This is a genomic window from Bradyrhizobium ottawaense (assembly GCF_002278135.3).
Classification (GTDB): Bacteria; Pseudomonadota; Alphaproteobacteria; order Rhizobiales; family Xanthobacteraceae; genus Bradyrhizobium; species Bradyrhizobium ottawaense.
Map to the genome: position 1 here is coordinate 6,233,065 of NZ_CP029425.2, position 25,606 is coordinate 6,258,670.

Here is a 25,606-nt window from a genome sequence, read left to right on the forward strand (position 1 = left end):
GCAAAACAGGGGCATAATGCCATCATCGCGATCCGCGTCAGCACCCGGCCTCCACGATCATGTGGGCCTCGCTTCGATCGCGCACAAGCCCAGCATCGACATTTCAAAACGCAATCGCCGCACGGCAACCGAGAGGGTCGGCTCGCACCAGAGGGGCCGGCTCGCGCATGCCGTGGGCTCGAAGGAGACATCGACATGACAACAGCCATGACACGCAACAGCACGACGCCAATCGTCAGGTACGGCAGCAGGCCCACCCCCCGGGTCAAGCTCACCGGACAACGGATCGCAATTCAGCATCCGGACGCGGAGACCGGCGAGCACTTGATGGGCGAGGCGCTCGGTGCCGTCGATCAAGACGCTCTGCATGGCATCCTCAAGCAATTGACGAAAGCCAGCGTGATCCTGCAGAAGCCCGATGAGGACAATCTCGCCTTCATGATCTCGATGATGAAAGGCATCGCGCCGCGGAATTCTCTCGAGACCATGCTGACGGCGCAGATGGTGTCCGTCCACGTCGCGACCATGCGCTTTGCCTGCCGTCTCGCCTTCGCCGAAGGCATCCCGCAGCAGGAGGGCATTTCGTGCACATTGACCCGGCTGGCCCGCACCTTCGCAGCCCAAATGGAGGCCCTCAACCGCCACCGCGGCAACGGCGAGCGTCCGATCACGGTGCAGAACCTGTCGGTACAGGACGGCGGCAGCGCGATCGTGGGGAATGTCGCGCAGCATGCGCATCTCATCGCTCCCGAGCCGGGCACCGCGATAGAGGCGGGACCGGTGCCGTCCGGCAACGCCGGCGAGCGCGAACGGGCCGAGGCCATGCAAGGCATCACCGCATGAGTGCCGATCGCATCCGCAACACGCGCGCGATGTCGGCGAGCGCGCGCTGCGGCGCCAGCACGCGCGGCGGCCTCGCCTGCCGCGCGCCGGCGGTGCGCGGCAAGCTCCGCTGCCGCATGCACGGCGGCGCGCCCGGATCGGGCGCGCCATGGGGAAACCGCAATGCCCAGAAGCATGGCGCCTTCACGCAGGAGCGGATCGCGGAACGAAGGACGATCCGAGAGCTGTTGGACGAGGCGGGGAAGCTGCTGGGGGAGCTGGATCCGGACTAAAAGGAAAGCAGGTAGATCGGAAGCGTCGAGGCGACAGATCGTTCAGAAGGACATGAGCGACACCGCCGCGCCCCTTGCCCACGACAATTCCAGGACGCATTCGCCCGCGCGAAGTGCTGCAGCGCCGGGCCACATCATCGGGTGCCAGCCGAAAAGCTAGCGCGGCGCGTTCGCCGGATCGACAGCGGAAATCTGCAGCCCTGCCTCATCCAGCGCCTGGGCAATCTGCTTCGCCAGCAGCTTGGCCTCTTCGGTCCCGATCTGCGTGTCGGGGTGTCCCTTGAAGAACGCGCAAATGGTCGTGGCGATGATGGTATTCACCTGGTGCAAATCATCCATTTGATGCACGCGAAGTTGCGAACGGATTCACCCGGAAGAGGTGGCGCATCGCGAACGCACAGGAAGAGCGGTCAACGCAGACCAAAGAACGACAGAATGGCTGCGATCACGACGACTAATCCTATGAGGTAAATCAGGCCGTTCATCGGAGTTCTCCTTTTCGATGGGGTAACCGAATCTATCCGGGGGACGTGAGTCCACCCTTGAGTCCATCCTTGGCGCTGCTCTGCTCCACGAGCTCGAGCTTTTCGAGCTGAACTTCCTTCTCTATGGCCGTCAGGGAGTTGCCGATCTTTTCGACGATCCTGACCAGATCGGCATCGGAGATCTTGAGGCGCTTTCGAACGGACTTGACCTGCTTTGCGTTCGCAAGATCAAGCGTCGTGCGAATGACCCGTGGCGGCCTTGAGCACAGCATGAGCAGGTCTCCTGACCAAGGTAAGAGCGGTGACGTCTCTTTTGTTCCGAATCTTCATCAGACCACGCGTACTGAATGACGGAATAGACGAGACGACGACGATAGGAGGCGCGATAGACAAGGGATGCGTGTCGGCGCAGAGAACTTCGACCGCGTCGACAGCGGGTCTCACAAGCGTAAGTTGATCTTCCCGGCTACGACCTCGGTCCCGCCTTGGCATTGTAGACTAATTGCGTCGCAGCGCCGGTCGTCTCAACCTCGCGGCGCGCTCGCCGCGCCTCGAACGGTTTCGAAGTTGGCGGGCTGCAGCGCGGCTCGTCTCTCCGCGATGGCGTTGCTCAACAGGCCGAGCACCAGACCGAATGCTGCGAGCTCCTCTTCCTCGATAGCGCCGTCGTCGTAGCATTCGAGCGTTTCAGCTATGATGGCGTCGGCCTCGCGCTGCAGAACCAGAAGCTCCTGGCTCGATCCCGCGGTTCGCGCGCTGGACACCATGGCCAGGATTCTCTTGCGGTGGTCGGTGGTCTCCTCTCTTTCGTCGCGATTCAAATAGCGACGCAACCAGGCAGCGGCCGAGCCGATCCCGGAGAGAAGCAGGAGCCCGAACCAGAAGTAATCGCCGTATCGGTCGAGGAAAGTACGTTCGTTTCCATCGATGACAGCCGCCGCTCCCCGATGCACCGGCAGCTCCGTGTCCTTGTCGACATCAGGCTTGGTGATGTGCGCAGCGCCCGGGACCTGCCTTGCAATCGCCTGGCGAACGGCAAAGAGCTGACGGAAAAAGGCAGCGACTGTCGTTTCAGGCAGAGACTTTCTCGCGACGATGAGGTGGCTGACGCTGACCGTTTCAACCTTGTCGCCCGGCCAGGCCGGATCCGCATTGAAGACGCTGGGCGGAATTTCCTCCGATTCATACCGTGGATGCTTCAGGGCGATCGCTTCCGACGTCTCGATGGCGAGAAATTTCGGCTCGCCGCGCAGGCGCGCCGTTGCAGCCACGGCATCGGACGTGACTTTGCTGTCGAGCGGCCCGACCGCCATGAATGCATCGATGGTAAGATCGCGTGCCAGCTCCTCAGTCTGGTCCGTGCCGACGTGTGTCACGACCACCTTGTCCGCTTCGACTCCGGAGGCGCTCAGGATGACGCGTAGCAACGCGGCGTTCACCGGGGTCCGGCCGATCACGCCGACGCGGCGCCCTGCGAGATCGGCGACCTCCTTGATTCTCGGCGCGAGCTTTCTCTTCGAGCCCTTGCCCGCAGATCCAGACGGAGCCCACAGCACGACGAAGTTCTTGCGCACGACGGCGACGGTCTGCGCCTCGGCAGGCATGTCCAGGTCGCCCCGGCCGACGGCGAGGTCGGTCTTGCCAGCCCCAAGCAGCGCGAGAGCCTCCACCGCTCCGTTGGTCTCGATCGGAAGCAGCCTGATCGTCCGACTTTCGTCGCCGAACGCATCGGCCATCGCCTGAATGACTTTGTAGTCGTCGCTGCCTGGTGGTCCAACGGCAATGCGGAGGGTGTCCGGCCGCAACGTATAATAGAGAGCGCCCGCCGCGGCGCCAAAGACAAGGAATCCCACGGCGAGAACCAAGAGCAAGGAATTGCTCCTCCTCCGCTCTCGGCGGGCCGCCTCGCTGGCCGTTTGACTTGTACTCTCGGATGAAGACATTGCCGCCGCTGGCCGCAGGTGAAGGCGCGTCCTGGCAGGACGCCACGTTTCCCCAAGGACAACGTCTGGCGGCCGTCCTGGTTCATAACCGCCGCCTGAGGCCGGCAATACGATCAGTCGCGTCGTCGTGTCGGCCCGCAGACAGGCGGCAAACGCCGTGCCGATTGCCGGCTGAAGCCACAATCCGGAATGAGGGGGGCGCGCTGCCGCCATTGGCGCCCGCCCCGCCATCATGTATCCCCACCCGAAACCCCCTCGGGACGGGACGCCCATGGCCACCAACGACGACGCGGGCATCGCCACCCGCGCGCTGATCTTCGCGCTGCTCGCCCTCGCCTGCGGCCACATGCTCTCCACCTTGCTGCGCACCATTCCGGCGGTCAGCCTCGACCTCATGGCGGCCGATTTCCATATCGAGCCGCAGGCGCTGGCGAGTCTCACCTCGATCTATCCCTTTGCCTTTGCCGCGGCTCAGATCCCGGTCGGGGCGGCGATGGACCGGTTTGGCGTGCGGCCGGTCTCGCTGAGCCTGCTCGCGGGGACCGTGGTCGGCGCGATGGCGTCGGGCTTTGCCACGGGGGCTGCGAGCTTTGCGGTCGGGCAGTTCATGCTGGGCGTTGCCACGTCGGGCATGCTGATGTGCCCGATGACGCTGGCGGCCAAGCAATTGTCGGCGGCGCGCTTCGGCCTGTGGTCGGGCGCGATCCTCTCGATCGGCAATATCGGCATGCTGTTGTCGTCGAGCCCACTCGCCTTCGTCGTCGACGCTTACGGCTGGCGCGCCGGGTTCTGGATGTCCGCGGCTGGCGGCGTCGCAGTCGCGCTCGCCGTGTTCGCGCTGGTGCCGCAGCAGCCGGCCGAGCACAAGGACGATTCCTCGCCGTTGTCGCAGATGATCGAGGTGCTCAGGCTCGGCCTTTCACGTCCGTTGCGAGGGCTGATTGCGCTCGCGCTGGTGTCGCTGGCAACTTCGCTGGTGCTGCGCGGCCTGTGGGGCGGACCGTGGCTGATGGACGTCAAGGGCTTGTCGCGGGTCGAGGCCGGCAATCAGCTCGGCGCGTTCACGCTGGCGATGATCGCAGGGCCCCTGTGCATCGGCATGATCGACCGCAGGCTCGGTCGTCGCCGCGCGCTGGTCGCGGTCACGCATATGGCCGGGGCGCTGCTGCTGGCGCTGATGGCGCTCGGGGCGCCGCATTACCCCGTGTCCGTTTTGTTCGGCGTGCCCGTGATGCCGCCGCAATACGACCTCGTCCTGTTCGTGCTGATCGGCCTTGCGACCTCCGCCCAGCCGCTGCTGTTCGGCATGTCCCGCCAACTCGTCGATGCGCAAGTGGCGGGCAAAGCGCTGGCGGCGGTGAACCTCGCCTTCTTCCTCGGCGCGGCGCTGATGCAGTCGGTGACGGGCGCGGTGGCGGCACTCGCCGGCCTGCCTGCGGTGCTGCTGTTCATGGCTGCCATGCTGGCATTCGGCGTGCTGATCTTTTTGACTTACACCTCGCCGCGTTCGTAGGATGGCGGGCCGGTCTGCCAAAGGAAATAATCATGCCCGTCGATACCAAAGCCGCCACCGACCGCCTCATGCGCTTCCTCGCCGTCGAGGGCGTGACCGGACAGGAGGCGGCGATCGGGCGTGAGCTCATGGCCGCGCTGAAGGAGAGCGGCGTGCCAGCAAAGGCGATCCGGCTCGACGACGCCAACACCCGCATTCCCGTGCCGACCGAGACCGGCAACCTGATCGTCGACCTGCCCGGCCGCGGCGCGCTGCACAACCAGCCGCGCATCATGTTCATGACCCACATGGATACCGTGCCGCTGTGTGCCGGGGCCAAGCCGAAGAAATCAGGCCGCAAAATCGTCAACTCCGCCAAGACCGCGCTCGGCGGCGACAATCGCTGCGGCTGTGGCGTGCTGGTGACGCTGGCGGCCGAGCTCGAGAAGCATAAGCTCGACCATCCGCCGATCACGCTGTTGTTCTGCGTGCGCGAGGAGAGCGGGCTCTATGGCGCGCGCCACGTCAAGCTGGACGAGCTCGGCTCGCCCGTGATGGCCTTCAACTATGACGGCGGCTCGGCCTCCAACGTCGTGATCGGCGCGGTCGGCGCCGATCGCTGGACCGTCGAGATCATGGGGCGCGCCTCGCATGCCGGCGTCGCGCCGGAGCGCGGCATCTCCTCGACCATGATCATGGCGCTCGCGCTCGCCGAGGTGAAGGCCGGCGGCTGGTTCGGCAAAGTGGTGAAGGGCAAGCGGCAAGGCACCAGCAATGTCGGTCCCGTCACCGGCGGCGAGGGCCGCCCCGCGGGCGATGCCACCAACGTCGTCACCGACTACGTGCATGTCCGGGGCGAGAGCCGCAGCCATGACGGAAAGTTCTTCAAGGAGATCACCAAGGCCTACAAGGCCGCGTTCGAAAAGGCGGCAAAGAAAGTGACGAATGCGCAGGGCAAGTCCGGCAGGGTCAAGTTCAAGGCCGAGACCGACTATTATCCGTTCCGCATGAAGGACAGCCAGCCCATCATCAAGCGCGCGGTCGAGGCTGTCTCCGCAGTCGGCGGCACTCCGAACGTCCGCACCGCCAATGGCGGCCTCGATGCCAACTGGATGGTCCGCCACGGCATTCCGACCGTGACCTTCGGCGCCGGCCAGAACGAGGCGCACACGATCGACGAGTGGATCAATCTCGACGAATACGACCGCGCCTGCGCGCTGGCCGTGCAACTTGCGACGATGCGGTGAGTTTCCGTCTGTAGGGTGGGTTAGCCGAAGGCGTAACCCACCACTGTTCGTCTCCGTGGAAGCACAAGTGGTGGGTTACGCCGAGCACATGCGCTTTGCGCATCTGCTCGGCTAACCCACCCTACGAACCAAAAACAAAAAGGGAGGCCACATGCCGCACATCGCAAATATCGAGACCGGGCTCTACCGGATCCCCCTCCCCGTCACGCTCTCCGACTCCACGCATGGCGAGATCGCCGCGTTCGAGCTGATCACCTGCCGCATCCGCGATGCCGACGGCGCCGAGGGCGTCGGCTACACCTACACCGTGGGCCGCAACGGCGGCGCTGTCGCCGACATCCTCAAGCGCGAGATCCCCGCGCTGATCGAGGGACGCGAGGCCGACGATACCGAGGCGATCTGGCATCACGTCTGGTGGGCGCTGCATTATGGCGGCCGTGGCGGGCCCGTGGTGCTGGCGCTCTCCGCGCTCGACATCGCGCTGTGGGATTTGAAGGCGCGGCGCGCCAAGCTGCCGCTGTACCAATTGCTCGGCGGGTTCGACGCGCGCGTGCCGTGCTATGCCGGCGGCATCGACCTCGATCTCTCCGTGGAGGCGCTGCTCAAGCAGACCGACGGCAATCTCGCCAAGGGCTTTCGCGCCATCAAGATGAAGGTCGGCCGGCCCGATCTCAAATCCGACGTCGCGAAGGTCTCCGCGATGCGACAGCACCTCGGCGACGGCTTTCCGCTGATGGTGGACGCCAACATGAAATGGACGGTCGAGGAGGCGATCCGCGCCGCCCGGGCCTTCGTTCCCTACGACCTCACGTGGCTCGAGGAGCCGATCATCCCCGACGACGTCGCCGGCCACGCGCGCATCTTGCAAGCGGGCGGCGTGCCGATCGCGGCGGGCGAGAATTTGCGCTCGCTGTGGGAGTTCAAGAGCTACATCGCCAGTGGCGCGGTGTCCTATCCCGAGCCTGACGTCACCAATTGCGGCGGCGTCAGCGCCTTCATGAAGATCGCGCGGCTGGCGGAAGCATTCAACCTGCCCGTCACCAGCCACGGCGCGCACGACATTACCGTGCACCTGCTCGCGGCCTGCCCGAACCGATCCTATCTGGAGGCGCACGGCTTCGGGCTCGATAAATATATCGAGCACCCGCTGGTGCTGCAGGAGGGCAAGGCACAGGCTCCGGACCGGCCCGGGCACGGCATCAGCTTCGACTGGTCGGGGCTGGCGAAGCTGGCGTGACACCCATTGGCCGTCATTCCGGGGCGCGACGAAGTCGCGAGCCCGGAATCCATCGGCCCCAGAGGTTGCTGCACGATGGATTCCGGGTTCGCGCCAAAAGGCGCGCCCCGGAATGACGAGGGAGAGACGGCGCGTGGCTGCACGCAAGGCATTCCAACGCGCTTGATGCATGCCGCGGATTATCCGCTATGGTGGCGGCAACCGAAATTTTGCGAGAGACCGCTGCCTTGACACCCGAGCTGCACCAGAAACTGACCGCGTGGCGCCGGCACCTTCACGCGCACCCGGAGCTGTCGCTTCAGGAGAAGGAGACCGCCGCTTTCGTGCAGGACAAGCTCACCGAGCTCGGGATTCCCTTCGAGGCGGGCATCGGCGGCCACGGCATCGTCGCGACCTTGACGCGCGGGCATGCGCGCAGCCGCGTCGGCTTGCGCGCTGACATGGATGCACTGCCGATCACCGAAGATACCGGGCTTGCCTACGCCTCCAGGACATCAGGCGTGATGCATGCCTGCGGCCATGACGGACACACCGCCTCGCTGCTCGGCGCCGCTGCGCTGCTCGCCGCCGACAGCAGCTGGAGCGGCACGGTCGATTTCATCTTCCAGCCGGCCGAGGAAGGTTTTGGCGGCTCGCGCGCGATGGTCGCGGCCGGGCTGTTCGACCGCTTTCCGATGGAACGGGTGTTCGGCTTTCACAATTGGCCGGGCCTTGCCGCCGGCACCATCGCCGTGCATGACGGCGTCGTCATGGCCTCCGGCGGACGCATCACCATCACCATCGAGGGCCATGCCGGCCACGCCGGCATGCCGCATCTGACGCGCGATCCGGTGATGGCGGCCGGTCATCTGATCGTGGCCCTGCAATCAGTGGTCTCGCGCAGCGTCGATCCGCTCGACACCGCCGTGCTGTCGCTCTGCACCATCGAAGGCGGCACCGCGCCGAACCAGATCGCCGGACGCGTCACCATCCGCGGCACGCTGCGGTACCACCGCGAGGCGGTCAAGGACACCATCCTCGACGGCATCGAACGGACCTGCGCCGGCATCGCGACCAGCTTTGGCGTCAAGGTGACGCCCGAGATCGTCTGGGGTGTGGGTGTGGTGATCAACACGCCCGCTGAAGCGGGCCTTGCGCGGATCGCCGCCGAGAAGGTGCAGGCCGAGGTGCGGCGCGACCTCGCGCCCAGCATGGCCGGCGAGGATTTTGCCCACTATCTCCAGCAGCGGCCGGGCGCCTTCGTCTGGATCGGCAACGGCGAATTGCGCGACGGCGCCGAGCTGCACGGCCCGCGCTACGATTTCAATGACGCGATCCTGCCGGTGGCGTCGAGCTGGATGGCGGAAGTCGCCAAGGCGGCGCTGGCGTCGAACTAGTTCACGAGATCTCGCGGGGCAACTTCCAATCCGACCGCGGTGCGAACGTCTCCTCGACGGGCGCCACGTGATATCCGGCAGGGAGAAGCCGGCCGCCCTCCTCGTCCGCGACCGGAACGTCGGGTCGGTCACGAGGCCCTCGATCAGGGCGGCTTCCCACACCTCCTTCTCGGTCGGAAAGGGATCGCCGATCTGCTTGTTGCCTTCGAACAGCGCGTACATCGGTTCCGGTCCTTGCGTTGGCGGGTTCACCAGCAACGTATCGGCTGCCTGGACGTTCCTCTCCGGCAAAGGCAACGGAGGGCACGGAAACAATGGCGCGCGTTCTGGTCGGAACTTCGGGCTGGCATTACGACTCCTGGCGCGGCCCGTTCTTCCCAGAAGGCGTAACGCTGAAGCAGCAGCTGCGCTACTACGCCGGACAGTTCGACACGACAGAGCTGAACGGTGTGTTCTACCGCACGCCGACGCCTGACGCGGTGAAAGGCTGGCGCGAGCAGACCGGCCGCGACTTCGTCTTCGCCTGGAAAGCGTCGAAATTCATCACGCACTGGAAGCGCCTGTCGGAGCGCTCCGTCAACAGCCTCGAGCTGCTGGAGGACCGCATCTCTCGGCTCGGCGGCAAGGCCGGCCCGATCCTGTTCCAGCTGCCGCCGCAATTCCAGGCGGATGCGGACCGCCTCGCGTCCTTCTTCAAGCTGTTGTCGCGGAAACGGCGTTACAGCTTCGAATTCCGGCATCCGAGCTGGTATCAGCCGCGCATCCTCAAAATGCTGGCGGACGAGAACATCTCGCTGTGCCTGTCCGACCATCACGACGCGCCGGCGCCCTGGAAGCGCACCGCGGATTTCGTCTATGTCCGCGGACACGGGCCGGGCGGGCGCTATCACGGGCACTATACCAGGGCGACGCTGGCGCAATGGGCGAAGCGCATCAAGTCGTGGAAGCGGCAGGGCTGCGACGTCTATGTCTATTTCGACAACGACCAGAAGAGCGCGGCGCCCGCGGACGCCAAGGCGTTGAAGCAGCTGCTCTAGATGACACCGCTTTGCCGAAGCGCCGCGATCGCAGCCGCGTCATAGCCGAGTTCGGCGAGGACGCGATCGGTGTGCTCGCCGAGCGTCGGCGGGCGGCTCGTGATGTCGCCCGGCGTTTCCGACAGCCGGACGGCGGCACGCGTCACCGGCGCGGGCTTCGGCAGGCCGGGATAGTCGACGTCCTGCAGGAAGCCGGCGGCGCGGATGTGCGGATGATCCAGCGCCTGTTGCGGTGAGAGGACCGGCCCGGTCGGAATCATGGCCTGGCCCAACGCATCGACGGCTTCCTGCGTGGTGCGCCCGGCGCACCAGCGCGCCATCCGCTCGCTGATGATGGCGCCATTGTTGCCGCGACTGATGTCGTCGGCAAAGCGGGCATCGTTCAGCCACACCTCCTCCTCGCCCATCAGCCGCGCCCAGCGCTTGAACAGCGGATGCCCGGTGACCTGGCACAGCACCCAGCCGTCCCGGGTGCGGTAGATATCGGCGGGCGCTGCGGTCTGGCCGAGATTGCCCGTCGGCACGCGATTGACGTTGATCACAGCCTGCTCGATCAGCGTCGCGTTGGTGAAGGACAACGCGGTTGCGAGCAGCGCGCCCTCGACGATCTGCCCCCGCCCGGATTTGCCGCGCTCGATCAGCGCGGCGAGCGTGCCGAACGCACAATGCAGCGCGGTGCCGAAATCGACCCAGTTCACCGCGGCGCGGTACGGCGGATCGCCAGTGCCGGTCATGTACACCGACCCCGACATGACCTGCCCGACGCCGTCGAAGCCGACCCGGTCGGACCAGGGTCCCGGGCCGCCGAACGCGGTTGCGGTCGTCAGGATGATGTCGGGCTTGATCGCCTTCAAGGACTCATAGTCGAGCTTCATCGCGCGCAGGGTCTGCGGCGGCAGATTGGCGACGACGACGTCCGCGGTCGCAACCAGCCGGCGCATCACCTCCTGCCCCTCCGGCTTCATCGGATCGAGCGTGATGCACTTCTTGTTGCGGTTGACCTGGAGGAACAGCGCGCCCTCGCCGCCTTCGCCGACCGGCGCCACGAACCGATCCTCGCTGCCCTCGCGCTTCTCCACGCGAATGACCTCGGCACCGAATTCGGCCAGCAAGGTCGCGCAATAGGGCCCGGCGATATAGCGCCCGAAATCGAGCACGCGCACACCCTCCAGAACTCCTCCCATCGATCCCTTCCCCGTTGTTGTCTGCAGATTACAGGGACTGGCTGCGAGGGCAAGTTGGGAAGCGGGATGCACGTGCGACTTTCATCATCGCATCGCGAACAGCTCCTGATGAAACCGCTGTTCGACGGGGAAGCCGTGCGCGCTAAGGTCTCGTCTGAGCGCTTCCCCGAAACCCGCCGGACCACAGAACCAGATGCTCGCCTCGCGCCATTGCGGTACGGCTTCGCGAATGCGTTCGCCGGTCAGTCGTCCGTGACGGGCGTCGATGAGGACGTGGAGACGAACATTCGCCGAGCGCGCATCTGCTGCGAGCTTGCCGAGGGCTTCCTCATCCACATCAGTGGTGGTGTGAAAGAGGTCAACCGCCTGCGCGACGGAGCAACCTGGAATATCCTTCGGCATGACCATCTGTTTCATGCGGGCAACGAAGGGCGTGATGCCGATACCACCGCCGATCCAGATCTGGTGCGAGCAATCGTCGTCGAAAGTGAAACAGCCATAGGGACCTTCCACCTTCACCTCCTGCCCGACACGGAGCTTCTCCCGCAGCCGGCTGGTGTGGTCCCCGAGTTCCTTGGTGATGAAGATGATCCTGGGCTCTGCGGCATTCCAGCACGAGGCGATCGTGTAGGGATGCGCGCCCTCGGAGACATCGGACGTGGCGAAGGCGAACTGGCCCGGCCTATGGCCCGGCCATCCATGGGGCACCTCGATCTCGGTCTCGATTGCCCTGACGCCGGGATAATATTTGAGCGCGGTGATCCTGCCGTGGACCTGGCGACGGGCGCCAATGCGCCGCAACAGCGCGACAGCCGCCGCCCATGTCCCGAACGCAAGCAGCGCCCCCACGATCCAGCCGAGCGGCGACATCCAGTAGCTGAACTTCATCAGCGTGACGGCGTGAAACACCAATACCAGATACGCGACGGCGAGGAGCCGATGCGTCTTGTAGAAGAGCCGATAGGGGAACATTTGAATGAGCGCCAAGGCAATCAGCACGACGGCGCCGTAGAAGGCCCACTCGCCCAGCCCCTCCGCCGGTCCATGCAGGCCCGCAAGGAAGGCCTCGATGGGATTCTCGATGGTGGGTCTTTCTCCACGCTGCGGTCGGGTCAGCAAACCCCAACCGACCGCCCATTTCGGGGCATTGGCCCAGAGCCAATGGATAATGGCAGTCACGAGGGCAGCGATACCGAGCCATTTGTGCAAGCGGTACATCTTGTCGAGGCCACCCAGCCACGCCTCCGGCCAACGTGGTCGCAGCGCGAGGATCATCGCCATGCTCATGCAAACGATCGCCAGGACGCCGCTCAGCTGCACCATCCTCTCGCGAAGTGGGAAGAAGGGGCCCGGCCCAAATGGCTGGGGCTCCGCAATCAGCCACAGGAGGACGAGAACCGCCAAGCCGCCCCAAAATACCCGTTTGAGCTTCTCCATGCCGTCGTTGCCTCACAACGTTACGGCGCCAGCTTGACCTGATCGCGCCGCGTTGCATTGAGCTGACTCAAGCCGGATCGTGATGAGCTGCAGGGCCTGGTCGAGGCTGAGCGTGAAGGATTCTCTTTCAGCTCGTCGCCTGACGACCGCCTGAAACCGCCCCGCGACGCATCCTGCGTCGCGGGGCCGCAGCTCATTCCGTTCAAGACTTTGCTCCAGCGCAAACTCCTGAATGCCGCAATCTCCCACCTGAGAGCAAAGAAGCTCTTCGGAGGAAATCCCGTGATCATCTCAACCAAATCGCTCATACCCGCAGCCCTCGCGCTCTGTCTCGTCCTGGGGCAGTCTGCTCTCGCCGCCGGACCACACACGCATGAAGGACCAACCACGACCGCCGGGCCGGTGCTCAACCACGGCAAGAAGTGGCCGACCGATGACGTCTTGCGCCGCGGCATGGACGACATCAGCCTTGCCATGAGGCAATCGCTGGCACCCATTCACGGCAAAGTGTTTACGCCTGCGCAATACGAGGCTCTGGCGAAGCGAATCCAGGCGCAGGTCGATGACGTCGTAGGAAACTGCAAGCTGCCCGAGCAGGCCGACCAGCAACTTCACCTTGTCCTCGAGCAGATCATCGACGGCGCGGCCAAGATGAAAGCCGGGACCAGCCGCGATCAAGGAGCCAATAAGATCGTGTGGGCGCTCGCTCAGTACGGCAAGTATTTTGACCATGCCGGCTGGCAACCGCTGGAGCATTGAGGTCGATTGCCGCTGCCGCCTATGCGGCCACGGCCTCGTAGATGTCCTCCTCCTGGGCCGTGTGCATGCGCACCAGCGTTTCGATCGCCTCGATCACGCGCTGAGCGTCGCGAATGAGGTAGCGGTCGATCTTCTCTGACGGCAGATCCTCCGCGATCCGGGCGAGCAGCCGCGCGAGATGCAGTATCTCGCGATGCGCACGGCTCATGGCAGAGAGTCCGTGGCGGTCGCGCAGCACCTCGTTGAGCTTCGGATAGACGCTGTCTTCATCCTCGCGTTCGTGCATCACGACGCTGCCCTGGACCAGTCGGTGGGCCTCGCCAATCAAAATCGCGGCGGATTCGGGCACCACATCGTCCAGCGCATCGACGATCTGCCTCAGGCGGTCGAGATCCCTAAGCAGGGCCTGATGATCGTGATGCAACGTCAGCCCCTGCTCCGCGGTGAGGCGCGGACCGCTCCTGACGAGGGGCGGATTGAGCGCCCGCAGCGCGTTCAGGATGACGGCAACATCGATCACCTCCTGAACGATCGCGGCGGGTACGGGATCGAGCCAGCCAAGGCTGGCCGCGACCATGGCTACCAATGACAGCCCCATCCCGACGAAGATGCTTTGCAGGGCAATGTGCCGCGCGCGCTGGGCGATGATGATCGCTTCGCCGACCCGATCGAGCCGATCCGTGAGAATCACCACATCTGCCGCCTCGGAGGAAGCGCTTGCACCGCGTGCACCGAGCGCGATCCCCGTGTCAGCCACGGCCAGCGCCGGGGCGTCATTGATGCCATCGCCGACCATGATGGTCGGATGCAGCCGCTGTTCGCTACGCACCGCTTCGACCTTGTCCGAGGGAACGCGATCGGCCAGCACGGCATCGAGATCGAGCGCCGCTCCGATGGCCTGCGCCGCCGCGGCGCGATCACCCGTGACCATCACCATCCGCGCGATGCCGGCGTCGCGCAGCAGCCGGATCGCGCGTGGCGTGTCGGCCCGCAATTCGTCGGCCAGCAGCAGCGCGCCGATCAGGCGGCCGTCCACCGCGACGAGGACGATCAGCGCCGAGCGCCACGAGGCACGTCGAATCGCCCGCAACGCCCATGGCGACAGCTCGGCTCGCGAGAGAAGCATCTCTCGCGAGCCCGCCACGACTTGGCGTCCGTCGATCTGGCCGCTGAGGCCGGAACCCATGGTCTCCTTGACATGTTCCGGCGGCTTCAGCTTGAGCCCCTTGGCGAGGGCCGCAGCGACGACGGCCTTCGCAAGCACGTGATGCGAAGCTTGCTCGAGCGACGCCCCGAGCGTGAGGACCTCATCCGGATCCTCGCCCGGCGCGACTTCTACGGACAGCAACCGCGCTCCGCCCACCGTCAGGGTACCGGTCTTGTCGAAGAGCACGGTGTGCGCATGGGCCAACGCCTCCAGCGCCTTCCCGCCCTTGACCAGGATACCGCGGCGGGCCGCTTGCGCCACCCCGGCGATGAAGGCGACAGGTGCGGCCAGAATTAAGGGACACGGCGTCGCCGCCACCAACACGGCAAGGCTGCGGGTTACGTCGCCGGAGATGTGCCATGCCACGAAGGACATGACGAGTGTCACCGGCAGGAAGATCAGCGCATACCGGTCGGCCAACCGCACAAAGGGAGCTCTCGCTGTTTGCGCCACAGTCACCATGCGCACGATGCCCGCATAGGTACTCTCGCTGGCCGCCGCGGTCACGGTCAATTGGAAGGTCTCGCCCGCATTCAGAGAGCCGGAAAGAACGGCGCTTCCGCGGGTCTTCTCTATCGGAATCGGCTCGCCAGTCACCGCGGACTCGTCGATCGCAGCGAAGGCCGACGCAACGACACCATCGACCGGCACGATCTCGCCGGCTTTAACCAGAAGCTCTTCGCCGACCGCGACGTCCTCGATCGGAACATCCTCGATCCGCTCGCCGGACTTGCGATGGACCTGCCGCGGCGCCCGATCAACCAGGGATCGCAGATCGTGCTCCGCCCGTGCGATCGCGATCTCCTCCAGGACATTGCCGCCGGAATACATCAGCGCGACCACGGCGCCTGCGAGCGGCTGTCCGAGCGCCAACGCCGCACTCATCGACAGCAGCGCGATCGCGTCTACTCCGACGCGGCCTCTCAGCAGGTCCTGGACGATCGAGGCCGCCAATCCTGCAATCACGGGCGCCGTGCCGAGCGCCCAGGCGAGATCGGCCAGATCAGGTCGGCCCGCGGCTCGCGCGAGAATACCCGCGGTCAACCCTGCGATTGCGATTGCAACCAAAGCCCATCGCAAGACCCGATCAAACGACATGGCTTGGCGCACCCGCCCTCCGGTATCCGCTCGCTATTGCTGCGGGACGGAGCTCTTGCTCCTGTGCATGAACGTCATCATCTCTTCGAAAGTGAGCCTCCCGTCCTTGTCGCGATCCATTGCCTTGAAGATCCGTTCGTGAGCGACTTGAAACTCGGGCAACGAGAGGGTCCCGTCACCATCGGCATCCATCAGCGCGAAGATGATGCGGAAGACGACCGGCGGCTCCATGGCGTCACCGCCCGTGCCATGCCCCTTCATTCCTTGTCCCATCATTCCGCGCCCCATCATTCCCATCATATCTCCACCGCGCATCGGACTCTGCCGCTCGGCGGACGGGCTGGCAGGAGAGCTCGATTGCGGCGACGCAGGCGTCTGCTCCTGTCCGGGATGATGACCTTGATGGTCCGCCGGCGATTGAGCCAACGCCGGCTGGCCCAAAGTGACGAACAGCAACGCTGCAGCAATGGTTCGACCTAGCATGGTGCTTCCTCCGGCCTTGGTGTGGGGCCTAAGAAAGTGTCGAACTTCTCCGATTTTACCTTGAGCCAAGTCAAGAAAGCGGCTTCTGCCCAGATGGCTTTTCGGCGCGGCTGACCTCGGTGCCGCATTCAGCCAGCGAGATCGCCCAAAACGGAACCTGCCGCCGGTTCTGCCGGCTGCTTTCTGCGATCTCCCGATCCCGAGGCGGAGTTCCCGCGGCCTAGCTGCCGCCCCTGCGGGCGCAGCCAATCGCCTCCGTCAGGACCTTGCGGTCGCCGATGTGATTGGCGAGCAGCAGGATCAGCCGTGCGTTCATCCGCAGCGCCTGCTCCTCGTCGAGGTCGCGCTGACTGTTGATCAGTTCGGCGTAGAAGTCGTCGGGATCGGCGATGTTGGGTGACAAATTGAGCGTCATGCTGCCAGCTCCTTCCGTCCGGCGGTGTCGTGCCCGGAGGCCCGCAACATCGCATCCGCGATGCTTGCCTCGTCGAATCCGGTCCAGCGTGCGGCGACGTATTGATCGGGGCGAAACAGGTAGGTGGTTCCGGGCGAAACGCCGTAGCGCGCGGCAAGCAGGCCGGAGGGATCGGCGATGTCGCGGCCGACGACAATGAGCTTCGCTTTGAGCGGCCCCACCGCGATCTCGGTCTTGTCGGTCTCCTTGCCAAAGGCCACGACCGTGAAGCCATCGCCGAGACAATGGAGGAACCAGGCGGGCTTGCCATCCACCGTGATCGGCGCATCGGCCGCATTGGTGCCGGGCCGCACGCCGCCCATCATCGCGTTGTCGTCAGGCGTATTGAGCGCCGACGTCGCATAGGGCGTCGGCGTCGAGAGCCGGCCGCTGTTGACCAGCGGGCGCGCAAAGCCGTGATGGCGGGCGAGCTCCAGCACCGCGTCACGGAAATAGCGGCTCACTCTCGTCTTCGGCGTGATGAAGTCGGTGGCGCGCGTCGAGTTCAGGATGTTGTCGTCGGCGGCATAGGCGCGCTCTTCGTGATAGCTGTCGAGCAGCGCTTCCGAGGCTTCGCCGCGCAGCACCATCGCGAGCTTCCAGGCGAGATTGTCGATGTCCTGGACGCCGGTGTTGGCGCCGCGCGCGCCGAACGGCGAGACCTGATGCGCGGCGTCGCCGGCGAACAGCACCCGGCCCTGGCGGAAATTGTCGATGCGCCGGCAGGCGAACTGATAGATCGAGACCCATTCGAGCGCGAACTCGGTCTCCTCGCCGAGCATGGCGCGGATGCGCGGGATCACCCGCTCCGGCCCCTTTTCCTCATCGGGATCGGCGTCCCAGCCGAGCTGGAAGTCGATGCGCCAGATCTTGTCCGCCTGCCGGTGCAGCAGCACGGACTGGCCGCGGTGGAACGGCGGATCGAACCAGAACCAGCGCTCAGTCGGGAAATCCGCCTTCATGGCGACGTCGGCGATCAGGAAGCGGTCCTGGAAGAACTGTCCCGTGAACTCGGCGCCGACCATCTTGCGCACGTCGGAATTGGCCCCGTCGCAGGCGATGACCCATTGCGCCTCCATGGTGAAGATGCCGTCGGGCGTTTCCACCGCCAGCGTCGCATGGTCGGCAGCCTGCTTCAGACTGATCAGCCGGTGCTTCCAGCGCAGCTCGATCAGCGGATTGGCCCTGCATTTGGCGACGAGGATCTCCTCCAGATGATATTGCTGCAGATTGATCATGGCCGGCCATTGGTGGTCGGCCTCGGGCAACAGATCGAACTCGTAGGACAGCTGGTCCTGGAAGAAGACCCTCCCGACATTCCAGCTCACCCCGCGGTCGACCATGGGCGCCGCGCAGTCGAGGCGGTCCCAGATCTCGAGCGGACGCTTGGCGTAGCAGACCGCGCGCGAGCCGATCGAGACGGTGTCGTTGTCGTCGAGCACCACGACCGGCTGGCCGCGCGCGGCGCAGTCGAGCGCCGCGGTCAGGCCGATGGGACCCGCGCCGATCACCACGATCGGATGCCGCTTCACGATCCCCTCGGCCTGCTCCTGAGAGCGCCGGTAACCGAACTTCGGATAGATGTAGCTCGCCATGTTCGCTTCCTGATGCGCGTGCCGGGGATCAATGCGCGTCCGCGAATTCCTTCTCGTGCATCCAGGCGGTGTGGCGCGGCGGGCGCTTGGTGCGCGACCATTCCTCGACCATCTCGTGCGCGACCGACTTCATGCGGTCGATCTGCTCGGGCATCGCGGTCCAGGCCGCGATTTCCAGGCGATGGCCGCTCGGGTCACGGAAATAGATCGACTTGAAGATGGTGTGGTCGGTGACGCCGACGACGTCGAGGCCGGCGGCCTCCGCGCGCGCCTTGGCCTCTTCCAGCTCGGCGAGGTCCTTGACCTGGAAGGCGATGTGCTGGGTCCACTCCGGCGTGTTGGGATCGCGGCCCATCGGCGGCGAATTCGGCAGCTCGAAGAAAGCGAGGATGTTGCCGTTCCCGGCATCGAGAAAGATGTGCATGTAGGGATCGGGCGCCTTGGTCGAAGGCACCCGATCCTCGGCAATGGCGCCGAGAAGATCCATGTTCATGACGGTCTTGTAGAACTCGACAGTGGCCTTGGCGTCGACGCAGCGATAGGCGACGTGATGGATCTTCTCGATTTTCATGGCGTTTCGCTCCCTGGACTTGCGGTTGCGAAATTAGTATCAGGTGTTACTATTTCCTGAATTTGATCTGGATCAATCCACTTCGAGGAATTTTTCGGGTGGATCGGCGGACGGGAATCGCGTGATGGGACGTTCGAGCGTGGCACGCGGGGAAGCGGCCAAAGTCGCAGCGGCGCAGGATGGCGTCGAGCTGGACCTGCAGCGATATTTTCCGTACCGGCTGGCACGCCTCGCCGAGCAGGTGTCTCTGGCGGTTGCCGAGGTCTATTCCGAGCGCTTTGCGTTGACACGGCAGGAATGGCGCGTGCTCGCCATCCTCGGCATGCGCCCGGAGATTGCGACCAAGGAGATCGGCCCGCTGACGACGCTCGACAAGATGCAGGTCAGCCGCGCCGTGCAGGGCCTGGAGGCGCGCGGCATCGCCGGCCGCAAGCACCATCCCGACGACCGGCGCGAGCTGATAGTCTCGCTGACCCCAGCCGGTCGCGCGCTTTATCGCAAGATCGTGCCTTACGCGCTGGCGCGGGAGACGAAGCTGCTTGGGGAGCTGACCGCCGAAGAAGTGGCGGTGCTCGACCGGGTGATGCGCAAATTGTCGGCCGCGCTGGCGTAGCTTCTCCCGCTCAACCCCACTTCATCTCGCCCTTGGCAACCTTGGAGCCGATATCGAGCGCGACGCCCATGCCGAGATTCGGGAAGCGGGCTTCCATGGCAGCCTTCAGCGCAGCGCTGTCAGCCGCCTTCGCCAACTCTTCGTCGAACGCGAGCAGATACGTCCTGGTGTGCTCGACAGCGGAAAGATCGACGGCGACGCCCGCCGCCATGTGACCCGGCACGACCAGGGACGGCTTGCGGGCCGCGATCTTGTCGAGGTTGGCGACCCAGGCTGCGCGCTGCTCCTTGGTCGGCGTATCGGCGGTCCAGACATGCACGCCGGAGAAGAGCATCACGCCGCCGAACACGGCATTCAAGGACGGAACGAAGAGATAGCGGCGGTTGGCGAGACCTTCGGCGTTGACGATTTCGATCGCCTCGCCGTCAATCGCAAGAGAAGCCCCATCGGACGCTTCCGGCAGAACGACATCGGCGAGCGTCTGCGGACCGTTCTCCTTGAGCTGCGGTCCCCAGACGGCGAGTTTCTTCTCCACATTCGCCTTGATGGCCGCGAGCGTCGCGGACGCCGCCAGCACCTTGGCATTCGGGAAAGCCTCGCGCACCGGCTTCAGGCTGAAATAATAGTCGGGATCGGATTGGCTGATATAGATGGTGGTGAGCTTCTTGCCACTCGCCTTGATCGCCTCGACGAGCGCGCGTCCGTCCGGATAGGAGAAGCCGCCGTCGATCAGCACCGCCTCGGTCGGACCGGAAAGCAGGACGGGCGCACGAAAAAATCCATTGGGGCCTGCGGGAAAATGTTTCCAGCTCAGCTTGGCCTCCGCGGCACGGCCGACGTCGGCGGCCGCGAACAATGCGGCGGCACCCGCGGCAAGGCTGGTCCTCATGATCTGTCTCCTCGACAACATGGCTCTCTCCATTGAACTCTGCAGGGAAAATCGGTTTGGGTGATCAGGCGGCACGAAGTTGTGCGGCCAGCAGATCGAACCGCCCGAACAGCATGCTGCCGTCGAGCAGCCTCCGCCCGGCGCCCTCGCCGACCACCAGAGCCGGCACGCCACCGGCCCCAAATCGCGTCATGTCGGCGCGCGCGGCCGCGATCCGCGCCTGGTAAGCCGCGATCAATGCATCGTCAGGCGCCCGCACGCGGCGTGCCGCATCGGCCAGTTGCGCGCCCTCGAGCACGTCGGCGACGACTTGAAGGCTGGAATTGTCGCGGCCATCGACGTAGCGGGCGCGCTGCAAGAGCTTGAGCGCCTCGAGCTCACGGGCCGGACCACCCAGGCCCACGGCGACGACGCCAAGGGTCGCTGCCGCCGAGTCGAACAGGCTGCCGGTATTGCCGAGAATGCCGGTGCGATAGGCCTCACTGAACGGCTGGCCGGTCAAGCGTGCGATGCGCTGGTCGTTCTGCCAGGCATAGGCGGCAAAATGCTGGTCCATGGTCCGCGCCGCAGGGCCCGCAAACAGGCCGGTCGGTGCCAGCACCAGGGTGGCATCGCCGTGCGCGGCAAGCTGCTCCAGCACCGGCGAGGCGCCGTAGCACCAGCCGCAGAGAGGGTCGAAGAGATAGGTGATTTGCATGATTTCGGGCCGCCAATGTTCGATGCAGAGAAACCTAGCGGCCGATCATTATTTGATAAATATCAGATAATGGTACATATTGTTTTCTATTAGCTAACAATGGCGACGACCGCATGGAAGCGATCAACCTCAACCGCCTCGCTTATTTCGCAGCCGTGGTCGATGCCGGCTCGTTCACACGCGCTGCCGAGCGCCTCGGCATCACCAAGACCGTCGTCAGCCAGCAGGTGGCACGGCTCGAAGCAGAATTGAAAACGGCTTTGCTGCTGCGGACCACCAGGAGGGTCGAGCCGACCGAAGCCGGCCGGTTGCTGCATGCCCGTTGCGTCATGATCCTGCGCACGGCGGAAGATGCCGTCGACGAGCTCGCGCAGACCAATGCCGAGCCGATGGGCATGCTGCGGGTCGCCGCGCCGAACGACTATGGCGCAACGATGATCGCGCCGCTGGCGGCGAAGTTTGCGCGAAAATATCCCGCTTGCAGTGTCGAGCTGATCCTGTCGGACACGCGAACGGACCTCCTCGCCAACCAGATCGACCTGTCGATCCGGGTCGGCTGGCTGAACGATTCAAGTCAGCAGGCCAGGCGGATCGGATCGTTTCGGCAATTGCTGGTGGCCGCACCGGACGTGGCAGCGGCGTTCCGGAGCAAGACGCCCGACGAGCTTGCGGCTCTGCCGTTCATTGCCAACGGCGCGCTCGACGAGCCGCTGGTCTGGCGCTTCACCAGACGCGATATCGACAGCCGCACGATCCGCATGCGGCAGTCGATCTCGATCAACACGACGCCTGCGGTGCTGGGCGCAGCCCTCGCCGGCGGCGGACTCTGCGTGCTGCCCGACTACCTGGTCGCGGAGCATTTCAAGTCCCGCCGGCTGGTCCATGTCCTGCCATCCTGGAGCTTGCCGGCCGGCGGGATCCATGCCGTGTATCCCGCGGCCCGGTTCCGGCCGCCGAAGATCACGGCGTTCGTGGCCATGCTGGTGCAGGAAGGCCGCGTGCTCGCCAGCAAATTTCCGGAATGAAAAAATTTCCGGAATGACACATGCGCGCCTGTTCACGCCGCCGATCGATCCGGCAGGCCGCCCCGCAGAGCGTCAAGCAGGCGCTGCTCGCGCTCGATCCGGGCGCGATAGAGCTCGCGTTCGCTCTCGCTTCTGGCACCGGCCAGCAACACGCGATAGTGCCCGATCACCTTCTCGCTGCCGCTGATGAGGAGGTTGCGGACGTCACTCATCGTTCCACTCCGGTCGTGGCAATCGCCGATGGCGCGTTTGGAACGGTGAATGCGGCCGGGAAGGCATCGGCGGCGAGAGCCTCGAGCGCGGTCTGCTCCTCGGCGAGGCGTCGTTCGATAAACTGGCGCTCAATGTCCGACAGCTCAGTCTTGAGCAAACGTCGATAACGAGAGAGGTTGTTGCGGTGCGCGCGGATGCGGGCGAAATCCTGATCGAGCATCGTCGTCACTCCTGACGGTCTTTCACGGTCCTTTTCGAATTAGCGGTGTCGGAAGAAGCATCTTCCGGCGCAAAAAATATTCAGGCTTGTTTTGCTGTCAAGATCCTCTTTCGCCGCTTCCTTGACGCCGCCGGGGTCCCCGAAAAAAATTTTGCGCGTCCCTCTTGCAAGGGACTTGTGGCACTCTAAGTCGTTTTTCGCCGCGAGAGCGGTGTGCCGGATGCCCGATGGGTCCGGCGCGGGCGCCGGGTCGGGGCCTTCGGATCCGTTTCCGATTCCCTAACGGCGCTCCTTCGTATCCATCTTGCTCTTTGGAGGACTTGGTATGAGGACCACCTTTGACTTCGCGCCGCTGTGGCGCTCCACCATCGGCTTCGATCATCTGGCCGACCTCGTCGACAGCACGCTGCGCCAGGCGGGCGAGGACAATTATCCCCCCTACAACATCGAGCGCTCCGGCGAAGACCAATACCGGATCACGCTGGCCGTGGCGGGCTTTGGCGTCAACGACATCAGCGTGACCGCCGAACAGAACGCGCTCACCATCGAGGGCCGGAAGCCGGACAGCGCCACGCGCGAATATCTCTATCAGGGTATCGCCGCGCGTCCGTTCCGCCGCGTGTTCAATCTCGCCGACTACGTCCAGGTCAAGCAGGCCGTTTTCCAGGACGGTCTCCTGGTCATCGATCTCCTGCGCGAGATTCCGGAGGCCATGAAGCCGCGCCGGATCCAGATCGCGGGTGCTGCGTCACCGCAGATCGAGCAGAAGAAAGCGGCTTAGGCCGGTCGAACGCGTTCGACAGCGACCACCATGGCGGATGGCGACCGGATCGCCATCCGCCGATCGGACCATCCCTTCGAAAGGAGTGTAGAGGGAGACAAGTGATGACCAATGCCAATGCGACCACCGGCGGTGTCGGCGCGCTGTTCCATCCCGCTGCGCATTATGCTTCGCCGAGCGCCGTCCTCGACGATGGCAAGCTCTCGACAGCGGAGAAGCGGATCATATTGTCATCGTGGGCTTCGGACATGTACGCCGTCGAATCCCATCCCGCGCTGCGCGAGATTCCCGGCATGGATCGGCCGATCCGGCTTGCGGACATCCTCACCGCGCTGCGCAAGCTCGATGACGACGACGACCCGCCGCCCGGCGGCGGCGTCCCGATGCGGCTGCGGCGGCCCTGGGCCGCCGCAACGCCGTAATCGAGACCAGCCAAAGGATCTGTACAAGGCCGGCTTCGCCAATTTCAGGGAAGCGGAGCTTCTGGCTGGGGCGGGAGGGATCGAACCTCCGAATGGCGGAATCAAACTCAGTTTGATTATCTAACGGTTTCAAGGCGAGTTTGGAAAAAATGGCCAAAACGCCTCTAGCAATTCCAATAACTTGGCGGACGTTTCCAAATAAGGAAGCAACCTTCACAGGGAGGATCAGTCCCGAAAAACCTGAGGCAGCAGATTCTCCCTTTGTCGGGACGACGGCGAGCAGGAGAGCAGTGGCTGCAGATGCTACAATTACCGACATCCCAAACAGACGGAGTGGGCAAACCGGCGGCTAGCTCTTTGATTCGCGGACTCGTCGACCTTGTCGGGCAGGCCGCACGTTGATCTTTGCAAGTTCGCGACGCTCGGCGTCCGACAACTGCCAATCCTCGCACTGACCGCAGAGCTGCCAGAAGACGTCATATAACTTGCTTCGAGCGACCTTGACGATTTCGGTGTCGTCGAAGTCGCGAGAGTTCAGGAAGATTGGCAAGGCAAAACTGGTCTGATCGCTTTCGAATTGAAACGTCAAACGGATGTCCTCGGCTCGTTCGTTCGGCGAAATCATCTCGATGCGTGCGACGCTTATCTTGAATTTGCCCATTGCCTCACCGGGTCGACTTTGATCGATCCTTCCATATGAAATATCACTTGCCACGGGCCAGTTCTTCCTGCCGCCATGGTCGCCGCCTCGGCTTGATCTCGATCGAGATCAGCACCAATGCAGCCGCGACAATCACCAGAATGCCAGCGAGGCTGAGCGCGATCTGCATCGCTAGCTCATCGGAGATGCTGGACAGGGCGATGTGGCTGGCAGGCGCCAGCAGAACGCCGCGCTTTCGATCTCCACCGTCATCCGCCGCGTGTAGGCGCTCGGCGCGGCCACATCCCCCTCAAGGTCGACACGTGCATCATTCTCTGGACGCCATCGCGTCGCTTCCTGAGCATCAGATGGATCGATCGAACTGATCGTTACCATCTCGAAGAGCCGCAGAGCGGCGGCGCGCAGGTGCCGGTCAGCGCTGCGGACGACACTGCTTCGATCGCCGCCCGCGTACCGCCGACGTCAATCAAGCTTGCATGAACGGTGCGCCTCTTTTGCTCGAATTGCTATCCCATTCTCGGGCTTGTCGAATCATTGACGAGATGCCTGCTCGAGTTCGATCGGGCAGGCGAGCACCGTCCCATCGTCTCCTGCTCTCTCGCTCAACGCGCGGAAGAGCGGCAGCCTCCTCGGCGACAGGATCTCAGACGGACAGCCTGTCTTACCATCCCGCAGCGAATCCCATGGATCGACAGAACGGAACCAGCGCCGAGCCGCGATTGCCGTGGTTCTGTCTGTCAGCACCCAGGCGGGTCGGTTGGACGCAGGGCAAAGCCTGTCCGCGCACTGCTTTGGCAATCTTATTTATGCCTGAGGCTCGTTGTTCGGCCCTTCGATCCCCATATATCCAAGTCTACCCTGGTCAGCCGTCGAGATTGGCCGGAGCGCGCGGAGACTTCCAACGAAAGGGCTCTGCATATGTTCAAATCTCAGCAGCATCGCGCAAGAACAACCGCGTCCGGCGAACTCGTCAAGGGTTCGACCAGCGCTGAGGAAAGCCACAAATTCAAGAGCTGGCGTGCCGGCTTCGTCTTGTTGACGGCGCACGGGCACAAGAATGAAGTCGGTCGCAACGAGCTGCCTTCAGCAAAGGATACGCCTAGCAATGCGAGATCGGGCGCCGCCGCTCTGTCGCGGTGGGAGAACGAGGGAGGCTCAGTTCGCGACGAACTGCCGACGTGACTAAACGCGGAAAAGTTGGAGGACTCGGCGCGTTCAACCGGCAACATCCTTTTATCGAGGTTCTGTTCTCGGACATTGCGGAAAGTGGCGAGGCCTTAGATCTAAGTGAGTTCGTGCGAGAGGTTTTGCCGGCATTTCACAGGCTGACTTGAGATCTGCACCGCGAGCTTGCCGCGAAAAAAA

At 64.4% G+C, this 25,606-nt stretch carries 29 protein-coding genes and 1 pseudogene; 14 read left to right on the plus strand and 16 right to left on the minus strand.

The window, feature by feature from the left end:
- Window positions 1–195: 195 nt before the first annotated feature.
- Window positions 196–843: a hypothetical protein gene (locus CIT37_RS29490; RefSeq protein ID WP_167456579.1), complete on the plus strand. Its 648-nt coding sequence runs from the start codon at window positions 196–198 to the stop codon at window positions 841–843.
- Window positions 840–1,115 carry an HGGxSTG domain-containing protein gene (locus CIT37_RS29495; protein ID WP_095426418.1) on the plus strand — a complete coding sequence of 92 codons (276 nt, stop codon included), beginning with the start codon at window positions 840–842 and terminating at the stop codon, window positions 1,113–1,115. The genes CIT37_RS29490 and CIT37_RS29495 overlap by 4 nt, the downstream gene beginning before the upstream one ends.
- A 156-nt stretch (window positions 1,116–1,271) precedes the next feature.
- On the opposite strand, the gene CIT37_RS29500 is transcribed toward CIT37_RS29495, so the two are convergent.
- From CIT37_RS29500 to CIT37_RS29510, 3 genes are all read right to left on the minus strand, one after another.
- Entirely contained in the window at window positions 1,272–1,454 is a 183-nt protein-coding gene (locus tag CIT37_RS29500; protein ID WP_038971801.1) for a hypothetical protein, read from the minus strand.
- 178 nt (window positions 1,455–1,632) lie between these two features.
- Window positions 1,633–1,872 carry a DUF3606 domain-containing protein gene (locus CIT37_RS29505; RefSeq protein WP_049801728.1) on the minus strand — a complete coding sequence of 80 codons (240 nt, stop codon included), beginning with the start codon at window positions 1,870–1,872 and terminating at the stop codon, window positions 1,633–1,635.
- Between the two features lie 252 nt (window positions 1,873–2,124).
- A complete protein-coding gene (locus CIT37_RS29510; protein WP_095426419.1) occupies window positions 2,125–3,543 on the minus strand; it encodes a TAXI family TRAP transporter solute-binding subunit in 1,419 nt (472 codons plus the stop codon).
- Between the two features lie 271 nt (window positions 3,544–3,814).
- Here CIT37_RS29510 and CIT37_RS29515 point away from each other — a divergent pair, with 271 nt between their 5' ends.
- The 5 genes from CIT37_RS29515 to CIT37_RS29535 all read left to right on the plus strand — a co-directional run bounded on the left by CIT37_RS29515 (window position 3,815) and on the right by CIT37_RS29535 (window position 9,932).
- The gene (locus CIT37_RS29515) at window positions 3,815–5,056 is read left to right on the plus strand and encodes an MFS transporter (protein WP_028143147.1); all 1,242 of its coding nucleotides are present in this window, start codon (window positions 3,815–3,817) and stop codon (window positions 5,054–5,056) included.
- A 32-nt stretch (window positions 5,057–5,088) separates the two neighbouring features.
- Window positions 5,089–6,282 (plus strand): M20/M25/M40 family metallo-hydrolase, encoded by a 1,194-nt coding sequence (locus CIT37_RS29520; protein WP_038971797.1) that lies wholly within the window; start codon window positions 5,089–5,091, stop codon window positions 6,280–6,282.
- Window positions 6,283–6,433: 151 nt separating this feature from the next.
- Complete coding sequence (locus CIT37_RS29525) at window positions 6,434–7,519, plus strand: mandelate racemase/muconate lactonizing enzyme family protein (RefSeq protein WP_028143148.1); 1,086 nt, start codon at window positions 6,434–6,436, stop codon at window positions 7,517–7,519.
- A 227-nt stretch (window positions 7,520–7,746) separates the two neighbouring features.
- Window positions 7,747–8,895: an amidohydrolase gene (locus CIT37_RS29530; RefSeq protein ID WP_161966500.1), complete on the plus strand. Its 1,149-nt coding sequence runs from the start codon at window positions 7,747–7,749 to the stop codon at window positions 8,893–8,895.
- A gap of 314 nt (window positions 8,896–9,209) precedes the next feature.
- Window positions 9,210–9,932 carry a DUF72 domain-containing protein gene (locus CIT37_RS29535; protein ID WP_038946928.1) on the plus strand — a complete coding sequence of 241 codons (723 nt, stop codon included), beginning with the start codon at window positions 9,210–9,212 and terminating at the stop codon, window positions 9,930–9,932.
- Here CIT37_RS29535 and CIT37_RS29540 read toward each other — a convergent pair.
- Entirely contained in the window at window positions 9,929–11,116 is a 1,188-nt protein-coding gene (locus CIT37_RS29540; protein WP_038946927.1) for a CaiB/BaiF CoA transferase family protein, read from the minus strand. The two genes, CIT37_RS29535 and CIT37_RS29540, sit on opposite strands and share 4 nt — an antisense overlap.
- 84 nt (window positions 11,117–11,200) lie before the next feature.
- Window positions 11,201–12,553 carry a ferredoxin reductase family protein gene (locus CIT37_RS29545; protein ID WP_095426421.1) on the minus strand — a complete coding sequence of 451 codons (1,353 nt, stop codon included), beginning with the start codon at window positions 12,551–12,553 and terminating at the stop codon, window positions 11,201–11,203.
- A 282-nt stretch (window positions 12,554–12,835) separates the two neighbouring features.
- Here CIT37_RS29545 and CIT37_RS29550 point away from each other — a divergent pair, with 282 nt between their 5' ends.
- Window positions 12,836–13,312, plus strand: coding sequence for a hypothetical protein (locus CIT37_RS29550; protein ID WP_244611291.1), 477 nt, complete (start codon window positions 12,836–12,838; stop codon window positions 13,310–13,312).
- A 19-nt stretch (window positions 13,313–13,331) separates the two neighbouring features.
- On the opposite strand, the gene CIT37_RS29555 is transcribed toward CIT37_RS29550, so the two are convergent.
- The 5 genes from CIT37_RS29555 to CIT37_RS29575 form a co-directional block, all read right to left on the minus strand.
- Window positions 13,332–15,617: a heavy metal translocating P-type ATPase gene (locus CIT37_RS29555; RefSeq protein WP_095426422.1), complete on the minus strand. Its 2,286-nt coding sequence runs from the start codon at window positions 15,615–15,617 to the stop codon at window positions 13,332–13,334.
- Window positions 15,618–15,650: 33 nt separating this feature from the next.
- Complete coding sequence (locus CIT37_RS29560; RefSeq protein WP_404516395.1) at window positions 15,651–16,073, minus strand: EF-hand domain-containing protein; 423 nt, start codon at window positions 16,071–16,073, stop codon at window positions 15,651–15,653.
- Between the two features lie 247 nt (window positions 16,074–16,320).
- On the minus strand, window positions 16,321–16,515 hold the full coding sequence (locus CIT37_RS29565) for a DUF2783 domain-containing protein (protein WP_028143156.1): 195 nt from the start codon (window positions 16,513–16,515) through the stop codon (window positions 16,321–16,323).
- Window positions 16,512–18,149 (minus strand): FAD-dependent oxidoreductase, encoded by a 1,638-nt coding sequence (locus CIT37_RS29570; protein ID WP_095426424.1) that lies wholly within the window; start codon window positions 18,147–18,149, stop codon window positions 16,512–16,514. The genes CIT37_RS29565 and CIT37_RS29570 overlap by 4 nt, the downstream gene beginning before the upstream one ends.
- A 28-nt stretch (window positions 18,150–18,177) precedes the next feature.
- A complete protein-coding gene (locus CIT37_RS29575; protein WP_038946921.1) occupies window positions 18,178–18,720 on the minus strand; it encodes a VOC family protein in 543 nt (180 codons plus the stop codon).
- Between the two features lie 124 nt (window positions 18,721–18,844).
- Here CIT37_RS29575 and CIT37_RS29580 point away from each other — a divergent pair, with 124 nt between their 5' ends.
- Window positions 18,845–19,333, plus strand: a complete 489-nt coding sequence (locus CIT37_RS29580; protein WP_038946918.1) for a MarR family winged helix-turn-helix transcriptional regulator — start codon at window positions 18,845–18,847, stop codon at window positions 19,331–19,333.
- Window positions 19,334–19,343: 10 nt separating this feature from the next.
- On the opposite strand, the gene CIT37_RS29585 is transcribed toward CIT37_RS29580, so the two are convergent.
- Together CIT37_RS29585 and CIT37_RS29590 are read right to left on the minus strand one after the other, a co-directional pair.
- A complete protein-coding gene (locus CIT37_RS29585; protein WP_038946917.1) occupies window positions 19,344–20,243 on the minus strand; it encodes an MBL fold metallo-hydrolase in 900 nt (299 codons plus the stop codon).
- A gap of 43 nt (window positions 20,244–20,286) precedes the next feature.
- Window positions 20,287–20,919 carry a DsbA family protein gene (locus tag CIT37_RS29590; RefSeq protein ID WP_038971792.1) on the minus strand — a complete coding sequence of 211 codons (633 nt, stop codon included), beginning with the start codon at window positions 20,917–20,919 and terminating at the stop codon, window positions 20,287–20,289.
- Window positions 20,920–21,032: 113 nt separating this feature from the next.
- Between CIT37_RS29590 and CIT37_RS29595 the strand changes: the two genes are divergently transcribed.
- Complete coding sequence (locus CIT37_RS29595; RefSeq protein WP_038946915.1) at window positions 21,033–21,944, plus strand: LysR family transcriptional regulator; 912 nt, start codon at window positions 21,033–21,035, stop codon at window positions 21,942–21,944.
- A 32-nt stretch (window positions 21,945–21,976) separates the two neighbouring features.
- Here CIT37_RS29595 and CIT37_RS29600 read toward each other — a convergent pair whose 3' ends face one another.
- Both CIT37_RS29600 and CIT37_RS29605 read right to left on the minus strand, forming a co-directional pair.
- Complete coding sequence (locus CIT37_RS29600) at window positions 21,977–22,156, minus strand: hypothetical protein (protein WP_028143162.1); 180 nt, start codon at window positions 22,154–22,156, stop codon at window positions 21,977–21,979.
- Window positions 22,153–22,377: a hypothetical protein gene (locus CIT37_RS29605; protein ID WP_038946914.1), complete on the minus strand. Its 225-nt coding sequence runs from the start codon at window positions 22,375–22,377 to the stop codon at window positions 22,153–22,155. Before CIT37_RS29605 ends, CIT37_RS29600 begins: the two co-directional genes overlap by 4 nt.
- 325 nt (window positions 22,378–22,702) lie before the next feature.
- On the opposite strand from CIT37_RS29605, the gene CIT37_RS29610 reads away from it, so the two are divergent.
- Both CIT37_RS29610 and CIT37_RS29615 read left to right on the plus strand, forming a co-directional pair.
- On the plus strand, window positions 22,703–23,158 hold the full coding sequence (locus tag CIT37_RS29610; RefSeq protein ID WP_038971791.1) for an Hsp20 family protein: 456 nt from the start codon (window positions 22,703–22,705) through the stop codon (window positions 23,156–23,158).
- Between the two features lie 104 nt (window positions 23,159–23,262).
- The gene (locus tag CIT37_RS29615; RefSeq protein ID WP_038946913.1) at window positions 23,263–23,580 is read left to right on the plus strand and encodes a hypothetical protein; all 318 of its coding nucleotides are present in this window, start codon (window positions 23,263–23,265) and stop codon (window positions 23,578–23,580) included.
- 349 nt (window positions 23,581–23,929) lie between these two features.
- Here CIT37_RS29615 and CIT37_RS29620 read toward each other — a convergent pair whose 3' ends face one another.
- Together CIT37_RS29620 and CIT37_RS29625 are read right to left on the minus strand one after the other, a co-directional pair.
- On the minus strand, window positions 23,930–24,241 hold the full coding sequence (locus CIT37_RS29620; RefSeq protein ID WP_028143165.1) for a hypothetical protein: 312 nt from the start codon (window positions 24,239–24,241) through the stop codon (window positions 23,930–23,932).
- A 43-nt stretch (window positions 24,242–24,284) separates the two neighbouring features.
- Entirely contained in the window at window positions 24,285–24,410 is a 126-nt protein-coding gene (locus tag CIT37_RS29625) for a hypothetical protein (protein ID WP_256379438.1), read from the minus strand.
- A gap of 749 nt (window positions 24,411–25,159) precedes the next feature.
- Between CIT37_RS29625 and CIT37_RS29630 the strand changes: the two genes are divergently transcribed.
- Entirely contained in the window at window positions 25,160–25,423 is a 264-nt protein-coding gene (locus tag CIT37_RS29630; RefSeq protein WP_028143166.1) for a hypothetical protein, read from the plus strand.
- Window positions 25,424–25,452: 29 nt separating this feature from the next.
- Window positions 25,453–25,575 (plus strand): annotated as a pseudogene (locus CIT37_RS29635) (signal transduction histidine kinase); the annotation flags it as partial.
- Window positions 25,576–25,606: the final 31 nt, after the last annotated feature.

Excerpts from the sequence above, each read along its gene's own strand:
- CIT37_RS29630 (WP_028143166.1), top strand. The coding sequence starts at position 25,160 with ATGTTCAAATCTCAGCAGCATCGCGCAAGAACAACCGCGTCCGGCGAA.
- CIT37_RS29535 (WP_038946928.1), top strand. The coding sequence starts at position 9,210 with ATGGCGCGCGTTCTGGTCGGAACTTCGGGCTGGCATTACGACTCCTGG.
- CIT37_RS29525 (WP_028143148.1), top strand. The coding sequence starts at position 6,434 with ATGCCGCACATCGCAAATATCGAGACCGGGCTCTACCGGATCCCCCTC.
- CIT37_RS29540 (WP_038946927.1), bottom strand. The coding sequence starts at position 11,116 with ATGGGAGGAGTTCTGGAGGGTGTGCGCGTGCTCGATTTCGGGCGCTAT.
- CIT37_RS29625 (WP_256379438.1), bottom strand. The coding sequence starts at position 24,410 with ATGCAGATCGCGCTCAGCCTCGCTGGCATTCTGGTGATTGTCGCGGCT.
- CIT37_RS29570 (WP_095426424.1), bottom strand. The coding sequence starts at position 18,149 with ATGGCGAGCTACATCTATCCGAAGTTCGGTTACCGGCGCTCTCAGGAG.
- CIT37_RS29495 (WP_095426418.1), top strand. The coding sequence starts at position 840 with ATGAGTGCCGATCGCATCCGCAACACGCGCGCGATGTCGGCGAGCGCG.
- CIT37_RS29490 (WP_167456579.1), top strand. The coding sequence starts at position 196 with ATGACAACAGCCATGACACGCAACAGCACGACGCCAATCGTCAGGTAC.
- CIT37_RS29565 (WP_028143156.1), bottom strand. The coding sequence starts at position 16,515 with ATGACGCTCAATTTGTCACCCAACATCGCCGATCCCGACGACTTCTAC.
- CIT37_RS29510 (WP_095426419.1), bottom strand. The coding sequence starts at position 3,543 with ATGTCTTCATCCGAGAGTACAAGTCAAACGGCCAGCGAGGCGGCCCGC.
- CIT37_RS29585 (WP_038946917.1), bottom strand. The coding sequence starts at position 20,243 with ATGTTGTCGAGGAGACAGATCATGAGGACCAGCCTTGCCGCGGGTGCC.
- CIT37_RS29605 (WP_038946914.1), bottom strand. The coding sequence starts at position 22,377 with ATGCTCGATCAGGATTTCGCCCGCATCCGCGCGCACCGCAACAACCTC.
- CIT37_RS29615 (WP_038946913.1), top strand. The coding sequence starts at position 23,263 with ATGACCAATGCCAATGCGACCACCGGCGGTGTCGGCGCGCTGTTCCAT.
- CIT37_RS29620 (WP_028143165.1), bottom strand. The coding sequence starts at position 24,241 with ATGGGCAAATTCAAGATAAGCGTCGCACGCATCGAGATGATTTCGCCG.
- CIT37_RS29580 (WP_038946918.1), top strand. The coding sequence starts at position 18,845 with ATGGGACGTTCGAGCGTGGCACGCGGGGAAGCGGCCAAAGTCGCAGCG.
- CIT37_RS29545 (WP_095426421.1), bottom strand. The coding sequence starts at position 12,553 with ATGGAGAAGCTCAAACGGGTATTTTGGGGCGGCTTGGCGGTTCTCGTC.
- CIT37_RS29590 (WP_038971792.1), bottom strand. The coding sequence starts at position 20,919 with ATGCAAATCACCTATCTCTTCGACCCTCTCTGCGGCTGGTGCTACGGC.
- CIT37_RS29600 (WP_028143162.1), bottom strand. The coding sequence starts at position 22,156 with ATGAGTGACGTCCGCAACCTCCTCATCAGCGGCAGCGAGAAGGTGATC.
- CIT37_RS29575 (WP_038946921.1), bottom strand. The coding sequence starts at position 18,720 with ATGAAAATCGAGAAGATCCATCACGTCGCCTATCGCTGCGTCGACGCC.
- CIT37_RS29610 (WP_038971791.1), top strand. The coding sequence starts at position 22,703 with ATGAGGACCACCTTTGACTTCGCGCCGCTGTGGCGCTCCACCATCGGC.
- CIT37_RS29500 (WP_038971801.1), bottom strand. The coding sequence starts at position 1,454 with ATGGATGATTTGCACCAGGTGAATACCATCATCGCCACGACCATTTGC.
- CIT37_RS29505 (WP_049801728.1), bottom strand. The coding sequence starts at position 1,872 with ATGCTGTGCTCAAGGCCGCCACGGGTCATTCGCACGACGCTTGATCTT.
- CIT37_RS29520 (WP_038971797.1), top strand. The coding sequence starts at position 5,089 with ATGCCCGTCGATACCAAAGCCGCCACCGACCGCCTCATGCGCTTCCTC.
- CIT37_RS29555 (WP_095426422.1), bottom strand. The coding sequence starts at position 15,617 with ATGTCGTTTGATCGGGTCTTGCGATGGGCTTTGGTTGCAATCGCAATC.
- CIT37_RS29515 (WP_028143147.1), top strand. The coding sequence starts at position 3,815 with ATGGCCACCAACGACGACGCGGGCATCGCCACCCGCGCGCTGATCTTC.
- CIT37_RS29595 (WP_038946915.1), top strand. The coding sequence starts at position 21,033 with ATGGAAGCGATCAACCTCAACCGCCTCGCTTATTTCGCAGCCGTGGTC.